The 13,188-nt window shown below is 52.0% G+C and carries 10 protein-coding genes; 7 read left to right on the top strand and 3 right to left on the bottom strand.

Annotated elements, in window-relative coordinates; all coding sequences use genetic code 11:
* Positions 1 to 6: 6 nt before the first annotated feature.
* Positions 7 to 495 carry a transcription/translation regulatory transformer protein RfaH gene (gene rfaH, locus ACLD4F_RS18665; protein WP_001192410.1) on the bottom strand — a complete coding sequence of 163 codons (489 nt, stop codon included), beginning with the start codon at positions 493 to 495 and terminating at the stop codon, positions 7 to 9.
* 185 nt (positions 496 to 680) lie between these two features.
* Here rfaH and ubiD point away from each other — a divergent pair, with 185 nt between their 5' ends.
* The 3 genes from ubiD (at position 681) to ACLD4F_RS18650 (ending at position 5,023) form a co-directional block, all read left to right on the top strand.
* Positions 681 to 2,159 carry a 4-hydroxy-3-polyprenylbenzoate decarboxylase gene (ubiD, locus tag ACLD4F_RS18660; protein ID WP_072275485.1) on the top strand — a complete coding sequence of 493 codons (1,479 nt, stop codon included), beginning with the start codon at positions 681 to 683 and terminating at the stop codon, positions 2,157 to 2,159.
* An 85-nt stretch (positions 2,160 to 2,244) separates the two neighbouring features.
* A complete protein-coding gene (gene fre / locus ACLD4F_RS18655; RefSeq protein WP_000209832.1) occupies positions 2,245 to 2,946 on the top strand; it encodes an NAD(P)H-flavin reductase in 702 nt (233 codons plus the stop codon).
* A gap of 253 nt (positions 2,947 to 3,199) precedes the next feature.
* On the top strand, positions 3,200 to 5,023 hold the full coding sequence (locus ACLD4F_RS18650) for an aryl-sulfate sulfotransferase (protein ID WP_000669888.1): 1,824 nt from the start codon (positions 3,200 to 3,202) through the stop codon (positions 5,021 to 5,023).
* A gap of 196 nt (positions 5,024 to 5,219) precedes the next feature.
* Here ACLD4F_RS18650 and fadA read toward each other — a convergent pair whose 3' ends face one another.
* A complete protein-coding gene (fadA, locus tag ACLD4F_RS18645) occupies positions 5,220 to 6,383 on the bottom strand; it encodes an acetyl-CoA C-acyltransferase FadA (RefSeq protein WP_000438778.1) in 1,164 nt (387 codons plus the stop codon).
* A gap of 9 nt (positions 6,384 to 6,392) precedes the next feature.
* Complete coding sequence (fadB, locus tag ACLD4F_RS18640) at positions 6,393 to 8,582, bottom strand: fatty acid oxidation complex subunit alpha FadB (RefSeq protein ID WP_079944693.1); 2,190 nt, start codon at positions 8,580 to 8,582, stop codon at positions 6,393 to 6,395.
* A 189-nt stretch (positions 8,583 to 8,771) separates the two neighbouring features.
* Between fadB and pepQ the strand changes: the two genes are divergently transcribed.
* The 4 genes from pepQ to hemG are packed head-to-tail and all read left to right on the top strand — an operon-like array spanning position 8,772 to position 12,764.
* Positions 8,772 to 10,103, top strand: coding sequence for a Xaa-Pro dipeptidase (gene pepQ, locus ACLD4F_RS18635; RefSeq protein ID WP_000444529.1), 1,332 nt, complete (start codon positions 8,772 to 8,774; stop codon positions 10,101 to 10,103).
* Positions 10,103 to 10,717, top strand: a complete 615-nt coding sequence (locus tag ACLD4F_RS18630) for an IMPACT family protein (protein ID WP_000378897.1) — start codon at positions 10,103 to 10,105, stop codon at positions 10,715 to 10,717. Before pepQ ends, ACLD4F_RS18630 begins: the two co-directional genes overlap by 1 nt.
* Before the next feature lie 38 nt (positions 10,718 to 10,755).
* Positions 10,756 to 12,207, top strand: a complete 1,452-nt coding sequence (gene trkH, locus ACLD4F_RS18625; protein WP_000545688.1) for a Trk system potassium transporter TrkH — start codon at positions 10,756 to 10,758, stop codon at positions 12,205 to 12,207.
* Between the two features lie 11 nt (positions 12,208 to 12,218).
* The gene (gene hemG / locus ACLD4F_RS18620) at positions 12,219 to 12,764 is read left to right on the top strand and encodes a menaquinone-dependent protoporphyrinogen IX dehydrogenase (RefSeq protein ID WP_000853982.1); all 546 of its coding nucleotides are present in this window, start codon (positions 12,219 to 12,221) and stop codon (positions 12,762 to 12,764) included.
* The last annotated feature ends 424 nt before the right edge of the window (positions 12,765 to 13,188 follow it).

The following is a 13,188-nucleotide window of genomic DNA, read 5'->3' as shown; positions in this document are numbered from 1 at the left end:
CGATCGCTAAATCTTGCGAAAACCGGTGTTTTTTACGCTCTGCTTCACTTCTTTATTGAGTAAATTAAGCAGTAACATCGAACGCGTTTCGCCATCCGGTTCGGTAAAAATCGCTTTCAGCCCTTCAAATGCGCCTTCCGTGATGATGACGCTATCGCCGGGATAGGGGGTTTCAGGATCGACAACGCCTTCGGGCTTGTAGATAGAAAGCTGATGAATAACGCTGGAAGGCACGATCGCAGGATGCGCGCCAAAGCGCACAAAATGGCTGACGCCGCGCGTGGCGTTGATTGTAGTGGTATGTATCACTTCCGGATCAAATTCAACGAACAGATAATTAGGAAAGAGCGGTTCGCTGACGGAGGTACGTTTTCCGCGTACCATTTTTTCCAGGGTGATCATCGGTGTCAGGCAACTTACCGCTTGTCTTTCGAGGTGTTCCTGAGCACGCTGAAGTTGCCCGCGTTTGCAGTACAGTAAATACCAGGATTGCATAATGACTCTTATCCGCTTGTTCGGGGCGCAAGCATAGCAAAAGCCATGCGCGAAGTTAATTATACACTTCATCCTTTAAGCCGTATCTGGATTAGCGTTGGTTGCCAGAGTTCACGCTAATTTAACAAAAATACAGCATCCCGATGATGAACGCCGTATAATGATGCGCTTACCAAGAGGCTACAATGGACGCCATGAAATATCACGATTTACGCGACTTCCTGACGCTACTTGAGCAGCAGGGGGAACTAAAACGCATCACGCTACCTGTGGATCCTCATCTGGAAATCACGGAAATCGCTGACCGCACGCTGCGTGCCGGTGGACCGGCGTTGCTGTTTGAAAATCCTAAAGGTTACGCCATGCCGGTGCTGTGCAACCTTTTTGGCACGCCAAAACGCGTGGCGATGGGCATGGGGCAGGATGATGTTTCCGCATTACGGGAAGTGGGTAAATTATTAGCGTTTCTGAAAGAACCTGAGCCGCCGAAAGGCTTTCGCGATCTGTTTGACAAGCTGCCGCAGTTTAAGCAAGTGCTGAATATGCCGACGAAACGGTTACGCGGCGCGCCTTGCCAGCAGAAAATCGCGTCTGGCGATGATGTCGATTTAACGCGTCTTCCTGTCATGACCTGTTGGCCGGACGACGCCGCGCCGCTGATTACCTGGGGACTGACGGTAACGCGTGGCCCGCACAAAGAACGGCAAAACCTGGGCATTTATCGTCAGCAGTTGATAGGTAAAAATAAGCTGATTATGCGCTGGCTGTCTCACCGCGGCGGCGCGCTGGATTTTCAGGAGTGGTTAGCCGCGCGTCCGGGTGAACGTTTCCCGGTCTCCGTCGCATTGGGCGCCGATCCGGCGACGATACTTGGCGCCGTGACTCCTGTTCCCGATACTCTGTCGGAGTATGCCTTTGCGGGCCTGCTGCGCGGCACGAAAACTGAAGTGATTAAATGCCTTTCTAACGATCTGGAAGTGCCTGCCAGCGCCGAGATTATCCTTGAAGGTTACATTGAGCCGGGAGAGATGGCGCCGGAAGGACCGTATGGCGATCATACGGGCTATTATAATGAAGTGGATAACTTTCCGGTCTTTACCGTCACGCATATTACGCAGCGTGAGGATGCCATCTATCACTCCACCTATACCGGGCGTCCGCCCGATGAGCCTGCGGTATTAGGGGTGGCGCTCAATGAAGTCTTCGTGCCTATTCTGCAAAAACAGTTTCCGGAAATCGTCGACTTTTATCTGCCGCCGGAAGGGTGTTCTTACCGCCTGGCGGTAGTGACGATGAAAAAGCAGTACGCTGGTCATGCGAAACGCGTCATGATGGGCGTCTGGTCGTTTTTACGCCAGTTTATGTATACGAAATTTGTTATCGTTTGCGATGATGACGTTAACGCACGCGACTGGAATGATGTGATCTGGGCGATTACCACCCGTATGGACCCTGCGCGGGATACGGTGCTGGTTGAAAATACGCCGATTGACTACCTGGATTTTGCCTCGCCGGTCTCCGGGCTGGGTTCAAAAATGGGGCTGGATGCCACAAACAAATGGCCGGGCGAAACCCAACGCGAGTGGGGTCGTCCTATTGTTAAAGATCCTGAAGTTACCGCGCGTATTGATGCGATTTGGGATGAGCTGGCTATCTTTAAATAACTGAAAGCGGACATCGACATTTCAGGCTGTGGCGACTCGGCTTGAAAAATGTCGGTATTGACCCGACACCCGACAGAGGGAGCGCATGACAACCTTAAGCTGTAAAGTGACCTCGGTAGAAGCTATCACCGATACCGTATATCGGGTTCGTTTAGTGCCGGACGCGGCGTTTTCATTCCGCGCTGGTCAGTATTTGATGGTCGTAATGGACGAGCGTGACAAACGCCCGTTTTCGATGGCCTCAACGCCGGACGAGAAAGGGTTTATTGAATTACACATTGGCGCTTCCGAGCTCAATCTGTATGCGATGGCGGTCATGGATCGGATTCTGAAAGACCGGGAAATCGTCGTCGATATTCCGCATGGCGACGCCTGGCTACGTGACGATGAAGAGCGTCCGTTGATTCTGATCGCGGGCGGTACGGGCTTTTCTTATGTGCGCTCCATCCTGTTGACGGCGTTAGCGCGCAACCCGAACCGCGATGTTACCATTTACTGGGGTGGTCGCGAAGAAAAGCACCTCTATGATCTCTCTGAGCTGGAAGCACTCTCTGTTAACCATCCGAATTTGCGTATTGAACCTGTTGTCGAGCAGCCGGAAGAAGGCTGGCGTGGGCGTACAGGAACGGTACTTACGGCGGTATTGCAGGATTATGGTACGCTGGCGGGGCACGATATTTATATTGCCGGGCGTTTTGAGATGGCGAAAATCGCCCGCGATCTGTTCTGTCATGAGCGTAACGCGCGGGAAGATCGTCTGTTTGGCGATGCATTCGCATTTATTTAACTATTTTATGGGGCGCAGTAGCGTCCCTTTTTACGTTAGCCTACCTAAAAGTCCTCTTAAATATTAATTAATCGTCAACTATAAAACCTTATGATATTGAATATCTACAGGCTTTGTATTGCGTGTAATAAATTAAGTAATATCATGTCCTGAGGCTATCAATAAAAATAGTTAATTATATATGCTTCATTTATTTTTATAAAAGAAACATAAAATGGAAAGTTAGTTATTTATTTATAAGATGGAGAGTGTTATGAAATTTAAATATGCTTTAACTTCTCTCGCATTATCTGTTGCAATTTTGTCATCAGTACCTTCTACTGCTTTCGCCATCGGCGGCGCCAGCGGCGCTAAAGTGGACTATCAGGTCCAGGGAAAAATTGGCGAAGTTGTTATGAACCCCTATGATATCGCGCCGCTAACCGCCGTTATTCGTAATGGCGGTTACCAGTTACGTGACGTGCATGTACGGATTGTCCCCAAAGAAAATGGCCAGGAGATCGCGTATAAAGTTAATAATAAATACCTTTTAACGTATGGCGGTATTCCCGTCTTTGGTCTTTACCCAGATTATGTCAATACCGTTGAAGTTGAATATACAAGAATCCAGGGTAGTAAAACCGAAAATATAAAAGAAAGCTATAAAATGTATGCACCGCCTGCCTATATTGAATCAGCGGGTACAAAAGAAGAACAATCAGCACTCTTTACTATCGATGTTAAAAAGGTTTCCCCAGAATTTAAAGATCGCTTGTATCTTTTGAATAATACGAAAGATAAGTCTGGGAATGGAACGCGTACTGTCTGGAACAACCCTACTGGGGGTGCATTAGAATGGAACTTCACTACAGCTAACGCTATTATCGACACCTCCGGTGATATTCGTTGGTTTATGAATCCAAGTTCAATTTATGATTTAAAGTCAATTTATCGTGCTGGCGTTATGATGGGCTTTAAACAAAACCAGGATGGCGCATTATCGTGGGGCTACGGTCAGCGTTATGTGAAATACGATATCATGGGGCGTGAAATCTTTAACCGCCGCCTGCCGGATAATTATAACGATTTTTCACACTCAATGGATAACGCGGCCAACGGTCACTACTTCCTGCGTGTAGCCAGCTCTAACTATAAACGTCCTGATGGAAAAAATGTTCGTACCGTGCGTGATGTGATTGCCGAAGTTGATCAGAACGGCGTGGTAGTGGATGAATGGCGTCTGTTTGATATCCTCGATCCTTATCGTGATGTGATAATGAAAACCCTCGATCAGGGCGCTGTGTGCCTGAATATCGACGCCAGCCAGTCCGGCCATACGTTGAGCGAAGAAGATCTGGCGGCGCTGGACTCCTCCGACAAATTCGGGGATATCGTGGGTAGTGGGGCTGGCCGCAACTGGGCGCATGTCAACAGCGTCGACTATGACAGTGAAGATGATTCCATCATCATCAGCTCCCGCCACCAGAGTGCGATTATCAAAATCGGCCGCGATAAGAAAGTGAAGTGGATACTGGGTACGCCTGCTGGCTGGAAAGCGCCATTTAATGCCGCAATTCTGACGCCAGTGGATAGCAAAGGCCAAAAAATTGCTTGCCAGGACAGTGGCTGCGAGGGTGACTTCGACTGGACATGGACGCAACATACGGCCTTTAAAATTGATAGTAAGAGTAAAGGCGATATCTTATACCTTTCCGCTTTCGACAATGGCGATGGCCGCGGCTTAGAACAGCCTGCTATGCAGAGTATGAAATACAGTCGCTCCGTGATTTACAAAATCGACCAGAAAAACAAGACAGTCCAACAGATCTGGCAATACGGTAAAGAGCGCGGGAACGAGTGGTTTAGCCCGGTAACCTCTATCACCGAGTACCAGACTGACAAGAATTCTGTGTTCGTGTATTCCGCAACAGCAGGTGGTGCGTTTGATTTGTCGGTAGGCGCATTTACCAGCTTGCCTAATCCGTATCTGGAAGAGTTCAAATGGGGAGAAAAAGAGCCTGTGGTCGAAATGCAAATACATGGTGCGCGTGGATATCAGGCTATGCCATTTAGCCTGACCAAAGCGCTTACTGAGTAGAGCGGGCCATACGGTGAAAAAACCCGCCCCTGACGGGCGGGAAAAACGGCAACTAAACTGTTTCCCGTCATAATTCGCGCAGCCTCTTTGTTGGCTGCCTTTGCTCACCCCGGGCACATAGTTATCTATGTTCCCGGGGATTCGCTCAGTTGCCGCTGCGCTGCAATGCGAGTTATTTAGGGGATATTATCTTTGATTAAACCCGCTCAAACACCGTGGCGATGCCCTGACCCAGACCAATACACATCGTCGCCAGACCAAACTGCGCGTCTTTGCGCTCCATCAGGTTGATAAGCGTGGTGCTGATACGTGCTCCGGAGCAGCCGAGCGGATGACCAAGCGCGATCGCGCCGCCGTTGAGGTTGATCTTCTCGTCTATCTGCTCCATCAATCCCAGATCCTTAATGCATGGCAGGATCTGTGCGGCAAACGCTTCGTTCATCTCAAACACATCGATATCGCTGGCCGACAGTCCCGCTTTTTTCAACGCCAGTTTTGACGCCGGAACCGGCCCGTAACCCATAATTGACGGATCACAACCAACCACTGCCATTGAACGAATACGGGCGCGAGGTTTCAGACCCAGCTCACGGGCACGACTTTCGCTCATTACCAGCATGGCGGCTGCGCCATCAGAAAGCGCGGATGAGGTGCCCGCCGTGACCGTGCCACTAACCGGATCAAATGCCGGACGCAGCGTTGATAGCGCTTCGACCGTGGTTTCCGGGCGGATCACTTCATCGTAGTTAAACTGCTTCAACACGCCGTCTGCATCATGACCGCCAGTCGGGATAATCTCCGTTTTGAATGCGCCAGACTGGGTGGCGGCCCAGGCGCGAGCGTGAGAACGCGCGGCGAACTGGTCCTGCATTTCCCGGCTAATGCCGTGCAGGCGGGAGAGCATTTCCGCCGTTAGCCCCATCATCCCTGCCGCTTTGGCGACGTTGCGGCTCAGACCCGGGTGAAAATCCACGCCGTGGCTCATCGGCACGTGCCCCATATGCTCCACGCCGCCAACCAGACAAACCTGCGCATCGCCGGTCATGATCATTCGCGCTGCATCGTGTAACGCCTGCATCGAGGAACCACACAGACGGTTGACGGTGACCGCCGGTACCGAATGGGGAATTTCTGCCAGCAGCGCGGCGTTACGGGCAATGTTGAAGCCTTGCTCCAGCGTTTGTTGTACGCAGCCCCAGTAAATATCATCGAGGGTCGCCGCTGTAAGCGACGGATTACGCGCCAGCAGGCTACGCATTAAGTGGGCGGAGAGATCTTCTGCCCGCACGTTGCGAAACGCGCCGCCCTTCGAACGGCCCATCGGGGTGCGAATAGCATCGACAATGACAACCTGTTCCATTGTGACTCCTTAAGCCGTTTTCAGAGAACCAACCGGACGGGCTGGTTCAACCGGGGGATAATACGGTTCGTTATGGCGCGCTTTATTACGCAGCCCTTCCGGCACTTCATACAGCGGGCCGAGGTGTTGATACTGCTGCGCCATATCAAGATATTTCGCGCTGCCCTGTGTATCCAGCCAGCGGAATGCGCCGCCGTGGAACGGAGGGAAGCCCAGGCCGTAGACCAGCGCCATATCGGCTTCCGCCGGGCTTGTGATAATGCCTTCTTCCAGACAGCGAACCACTTCGTTAATCATCGGGATCATCATACGGGCGATTATCTCGTCGTCGCTGAAGTCGCGTTTCGGCTGGCTGACGCTTGCCAGCAGGTCATCCACCGCGGCATCTTCTTCTTTCTTCGGCTTACCCTTGCTGTCTTCTTTATAGCGCCAGAAGCCCAGACCGTTTTTTTGCCCAAAACGGCTGGCGTCAAACAATGCGTCGATCGTGTCGCGATACTCTTTCTGCATCCGTTGCGGGAAGCCTGCCGCCATTACCGCCTGCGCGTGGTGGGCGGTATCAATACCCACCACGTCGAGCAGATAGGCCGGGCCCATCGGCCAGCCGAACTGTTTTTCCATCACTTTATCGACTTTGCGGAAATCCGCGCCGTCGCGCAGCAGTTGACTGAAACCGGCGAAATAGGGGAACAGCACGCGGTTAACAAAGAAGCCGGGGCAGTCGTTGACTACAATCGGTGTCTTGCCCATTTTGCTGGCCCAGGCGACGACTTTGGCAATGGTTTCGTCTGAACTCTTCTCGCCGCGAATGATTTCAACCAGCGGCATCCGGTGTACCGGGTTGAAGAAGTGCATTCCGCAAAAGTTTTCCGGACGTTCCAGGGCGCTTGCCAGTTCGCCAATTGGGATGGTGGAGGTATTTGAGGCCAGCACGGTTTCCGGGCGCACTTTCTGCTCGGTTTCCGCCAGTACCGCTTTTTTGACTTTCGGATTTTCGACTACCGCTTCGACAACAACATCTACGCGATCGAAACCGGCATAATCGAGAGTCGGGTGGATGGTCGAAATGACGCCCGCCAGCTTCAGACCGTCGATCTTGCCGCGCTCCAGCTGTTTGTTCAGCAGCTTGGCTGCTTCGGTCATGCCGAGGTTCAACGATTTATCGTTGATATCTTTCATGATGACCGGTACGCCTTTCCAGGCCGACTGGTAAGCGATACCGCCGCCCATAATGCCCGCGCCCAGTACGGCTGCCTGTTTCGGCGTCTCAATATCTTTGGTCAGCTTTTTGGCTTTACCTTTTACATATTGATCGTTGAGGAAGATACCGACCAGCGCACGAGCCTCATTGGTATGCGCCAGCGGAACAAAGCTTTTATTTTCCAGATTCAGCGCTTCTTCACGACCAAAACGTGCGGCGGCTTCAATGGTTTTCACTGCGGTCATCGGCGCCGGATAATGTTTACCCGCCGTTTGTGCGACCATGCCTTTAGCGATGGTAAAGCTCATCGCTGCTTCAATCTTACTGAGTTTCAACGGTTCCAGTTTCGGCTGGCGTTTAGCTCTCCAGTCGAGATCGCCGGTAATGGCCTGGCGTAATACGGCTATTGCGCCGTCGATCAGCTTCTCTTGTTTCACCACGCCATCGACCAGACCGATTTTCAGCGCCTGTTCGGCGCCGATATCTTTCCCGGCGGCAATGATCTCCAGCGCGCTGTCCGCGCCCAGCATACGCGGCATTCGCACCGAGCCGCCAAAGCCCGGCATGATGCCCAGTTTAGTTTCCGGCAGACCGATACGGAGGTCTGGCGTCGCCAGACGGTAATCGGTGGCCAGTACGCATTCGCACCCGCCCCCCAGCGCATAGCCGTTTACGGCGGCAAGGGTCGGTACGGGTAAATCTTCCAGACGGTTAAAGACGCTATTAGCGAAATGCAGCCATTGGCTTAACTGCTCTTCGGGGACGAGGAACAGTGAAAGAAATTCGGTGATGTCCGCGCCGACAATAAAGGCCGCTTTATTCGAGCGCAGCAGCAGCCCTTTTAAATCGTGTTGCTTTTCCAGCACCTCAAGCGCCTGGCCGAGGCTGGCGACGGTTGCGGTGTCGAGTTTATTGACCGAGCCTGGAGCATCGAACACCAGTTCGGCGATGCCATCTTCCAGCCAGTCGAGGTACAGGGTGTCGCCTTTATAAAGCATGTCAGTCTCCTGAATCCACAAGGTGATCTGGTCGTACCAGATGAAGCGAAGTGTGTATTTTGTGTTAATAAAATGCAAATAAATGATTAAAGAAATGCCGATGTGATCACGCTCGGCAGAGATCACGCTCTCGTGGGGCGATGTGCTAAGATGCGGAAACTTGAGGTCAAAAAAACAGAAGGGTAAAAAATGGAATCACTGGCCGCGCTCTATAAAAATCATATTGTTACCTTACAAGAACGGACGCGCGATGTTCTGGCGCGCTTTAAGCTGGATGCGTTACTTATTCATTCCGGCGAGCTTTTCAACGTCTTTCTCGACGATCACCCTTATCCGTTTAAGGTCAATCCGCAGTTTAAAGCGTGGGTGCCGGTAACTCAGGTTCCAAATTGCTGGCTGCTGGTCGATGGCGTCAACAAACCCAAATTGTGGTTTTATCTGCCAGTCGATTACTGGCATAACGTTGAACCGCTGCCAACGTCCTTCTGGACAGAAGAAGTCGAGGTCGTCGCCTTACCGAAAGCGGATGGCATCGGCAGCCAGCTGCCTGCCGCGCGTGGCAATATCGGCTATATCGGCCCGGTTCCTGAGCGCGCGCTACAATTGGATATCGCCGCCAGCAACATCAACCCGAAAGGTGTTATCGACTATCTGCATTACTACCGCGCCTATAAAACGGATTATGAACTGGCCTGTATGCGCGAAGCGCAGAAAATGGCGGTGAGCGGTCATCGTGCGGCGGAAGAGGCCTTCCGTTCCGGCATGAGCGAGTTTGACATCAACCTGGCGTACCTGACCGCCACGGGACATCGCGATACCGATGTTCCATACAGCAACATTGTGGCGCTGAACGAACATGCCGCCGTGCTGCATTACACGAAACTGGATCATCAGGCACCGTCTGAAATGCGCAGTTTCCTGCTGGATGCGGGCGCGGAATACAACGGCTACGCGGCGGATCTGACGCGAACCTGGTCGGCGAAAAGCGATAACGACTACGCCCACCTGGTGAAAGATGTTAACGACGAACAGTTGGCGCTGATCGCTACCATGAAGGCGGGCGTCAGCTATGTGGATTATCATATTCAGTTCCATCAGCGCATCGCGAAGCTGCTGCGTAAGCATCAAATCATTACCGACATGAGTGAAGAGGCGATGGTGGAAAATGATCTCACCGGGCCGTTTATGCCGCACGGTATTGGTCATCCGTTGGGTCTGCAGGTACACGATGTGGCCGGGTTTATGCAGGATGATTCCGGTACGCATCTCGCCGCGCCGTCCAAATACCCGTATCTGCGCTGCACGCGTGTGTTACAGCCGCGAATGGTGTTGACCATCGAACCGGGGATTTACTTCATCGAATCGCTGTTAGCGCCGTGGCGCGAAGGCCCGTTCAGCAAGCACTTCAATTGGCAGAAAATTGAAGCGCTCAAGCCTTTCGGCGGTATTCGCATTGAAGATAACGTGGTCATCCACGAAAACGGCGTGGAAAACATGACGCGGGATTTAAAACTGGCGTAATGGACAGTTGGTTAATCCCTGCAGCGCCGGTCACCGTTGTTGAAGAGATCAAAAAAAGCCGCTTTATTACGCTATTGGCGCATACCGATGGCGTAGACGCGGCGAAAGCGTTTGTTGAGTCAGTCAGAGCTGAGCACCCTGATGCGCGCCACCATTGTGTGGCGTGGGTGGCGGGTGCGCCGGACGACTCACAGCAACTGGGCTTTTCAGACGACGGCGAACCGGCGGGAACGGCAGGCAAGCCGATGCTTGCGCAATTGATGGGCAGCGGCGTCGGAGAGATTACTGCCGTCGTCGTGCGCTACTATGGTGGTATTCTGCTGGGTACGGGCGGGCTGGTAAAAGCCTATGGCGGCGGTGTGAATCAGGCATTACGTCAGCTTGCCACACAACGCAAGACGCCATTAACCGAATATACTTTGCAGTGTGAGTACGGTCAGTTGGCCGGAATCGAAGCATTATTAGGACAGTTTGCCGGGAAGATCGTTTCCAGCGATTATCAGGCGTCTGTTCGGCTCAGGGTGGCGCTTCCTTTTGCTCATGTGAATGCATTTTCCACAAAACTGGCGGATTTTAGCCGTGGTTCATTGCAATTGTTAGCGATTGAAGAATAATCCCCACCTCATTTTTAAGAATAAAGGAAGCGGCAGAGATGCATTTTCGCGCCATTACCCGAATCGTTGGACTACTGGTTATCTTATTTTCGGGGACAATGATTCTCCCGGGACTGGTAGCGCTAATATATCGTGATGGCGCAGGAAGAGCGTTCACGCAGACCTTTTTTGTCGCGCTGGCGATCGGTTCCATACTGTGGTGGCCGAACCGTAGGGAAAAGGGCGAGCTGAAATCCCGCGAAGGATTTCTTATCGTGGTGCTGTTCTGGACCGTGTTGGGCAGCGTGGGTGCGCTGCCGTTTATTTTCTCGGAAAGCCCAAACCTCACCATTACCGATGCTTTTTTTGAATCGTTCTCCGGGTTAACCACCACGGGCGCCACTACGCTGGTGGGGCTGGATTCATTACCGCACGCCATTCTCTTTTATCGTCAGATGCTGCAATGGTTTGGCGGTATGGGGATCATTGTGCTGGCGGTGGCGATTCTCCCTATCCTCGGCGTCGGGGGGATGCAGCTCTATCGGGCAGAAATGCCGGGGCCGCTCAAAGATAACAAAATGCGCCCGCGTATTGCCGAGACGGCGAAAACGCTGTGGCTTATCTATGTCTTGCTAACGGTAGCCTGCGCGCTGGCGCTATGGTTTGCAGGGATGCCCGCGTTTGACGCTATCGGACACAGCTTCTCCACTATCGCTATCGGCGGCTTCTCAACGCATGACGCCAGCGTAGGCTATTTTGATAGTCCCACTATTAATACCATCATCGCTATTTTCCTGCTGATCTCCGGTTGTAACTATGGCCTGCATTTCTCTTTATTAAGCGGGCGTAGCCTGAAAGTATACTGGCGCGATCCGGAATTCCGCATGTTCATCGGCGTACAGTTGACGCTGGTGGTGATCTGCACGCTGGTACTGTGGTTCCATAATATCTACGACTCGGCGCTGACAACGCTAAATCAGGCATTCTTCCAGGTTGTGTCGATGGCGACAACGGCAGGGTTTACCACGGACAGCATTGCGCGCTGGCCGCTGTTTTTGCCCGTCTTGCTGCTATGTTCCGCGTTTATTGGCGGTTGCGCCGGGTCAACGGGCGGGGGGTTAAAGGTCATCCGTATTCTGTTGTTGTTTAAACAGGGGAACCGCGAACTCAAACGTCTGGTGCATCCGAATGCCGTTTACAGTATTAAGCTGGGGAACCGGGCGCTGCCAGAACGTATTCTGGAAGCCGTCTGGGGATTCTTTTCTGCCTACGCGCTGGTATTTATCGTCAGTATGCTGGCCATTATCGCTACAGGCGTAGATGATTTCTCGGCTTTCGCCTCGGTAGTGGCTACGCTTAATAACCTGGGACCGGGGCTGGGGGTGGTTGCTGATAACTTCGCCAGTATGAATCCGGTTGCGAAATGGATACTCATCGCCAACATGCTATTTGGTCGTCTGGAAGTATTCACTTTGCTGGTACTTTTTACCCCGACTTTCTGGCGTGAATAATGGAGTAACACGTGAAAACATTGATTCTTTTCTCTACCCGGGACGGACAAACGCGCGAAATTGCCTCTTATCTGGCTTCTGAACTCAAAGAGATGGGGATCTGGGCCGATGTCGTTAATCTGCATCGCGCAGAAGAGCCTGACTGGGATAGCTATGATCGCGTAGTGATTGGCGCGTCTATTCGTTATGGTCATTACCACAGCGCCTTTCAGGAGTTTGTTAAGAAATATGCCACGCGGTTGAACGGAATGCCGAGCGCCTTTTATTCCGTTAACCTGGTGGCGCGTAAAGCTGAAAAACGGACGCCGCAGACTAACAGCTACGCGCGTAAGTTTTTAATGAGCTCTCCGTGGCGACCTGACTACTGTGCCGTCATTGCAGGCGCGCTTCGCTATCCCCGCTATCGCTGGTATGACCGTCTGATGATCAAGCTTATTATGAAGATGTCGGGCGGCGAAACGGATACCAGTAAAGAGGTGGTGTACACCGACTGGGAACAGGTTGCGCACTTTGCCCGTGAAATAGCCCATTTAACCAACAAATCGTCGGCAAAATAAACGCAAAGAATAAAAAGTGCGCACTCAGAAAATTATTTTAAATTTCCTCTTGTCAGGCAGAAATAACTCCCTATAATGCGCCACCACTGACACGGAACAACGGCACACAGGCCGCCGGGTCAGCAGGGTTCAGACCAGAACCTCACGGAGAAAAGCGAAAATAAACGCTTGACTCTGAAGCGGGAAAGCGTAATATGCACACCCCGCGCCGCTGAGAAAAAGCGAAGCGGCACTGCTCTTTAACAATTTATCAGACAATCTGTGTGGGCACTCGAAGATACGGATTCTTAACGTCCTCGGACGAAAAATGAATACCAAGTCTCAAGAGTGAACACGTAATTCATTACGAAGTTTAATTCATGAGCATCAAACTTTTAAATTGAAGAGTTTGATCATGGCTCAGATTGAACGCTGGCGGCAGGCC

The organism is Salmonella sp. 741265050_HSA, from assembly GCF_046569445.1.
GTDB lineage: Bacteria > Pseudomonadota > Gammaproteobacteria > Enterobacterales > Enterobacteriaceae > Salmonella > Salmonella enterica.
Note: the sequence above shows the minus strand (reverse complement) of the source record. Positions and strands in the feature narration are given on the sequence as shown.

Coding starts and splice junctions, on each gene's coding strand:
- rfaH (WP_001192410.1), bottom strand. CDS start 495: ATGCAATCCTGGTATTTACTGTACTGCAAACGCGGGCAACTTCAGCGT.
- ubiD (WP_072275485.1), top strand. CDS start 681: ATGGACGCCATGAAATATCACGATTTACGCGACTTCCTGACGCTACTT.
- fre (WP_000209832.1), top strand. CDS start 2,245: ATGACAACCTTAAGCTGTAAAGTGACCTCGGTAGAAGCTATCACCGAT.
- ACLD4F_RS18650 (WP_000669888.1), top strand. CDS start 3,200: ATGAAATTTAAATATGCTTTAACTTCTCTCGCATTATCTGTTGCAATT.
- fadA (WP_000438778.1), bottom strand. CDS start 6,383: ATGGAACAGGTTGTCATTGTCGATGCTATTCGCACCCCGATGGGCCGT.
- fadB (WP_079944693.1), bottom strand. CDS start 8,582: ATGCTTTATAAAGGCGACACCCTGTACCTCGACTGGCTGGAAGATGGC.
- pepQ (WP_000444529.1), top strand. CDS start 8,772: ATGGAATCACTGGCCGCGCTCTATAAAAATCATATTGTTACCTTACAA.
- ACLD4F_RS18630 (WP_000378897.1), top strand. CDS start 10,103: ATGGACAGTTGGTTAATCCCTGCAGCGCCGGTCACCGTTGTTGAAGAG.
- trkH (WP_000545688.1), top strand. CDS start 10,756: ATGCATTTTCGCGCCATTACCCGAATCGTTGGACTACTGGTTATCTTA.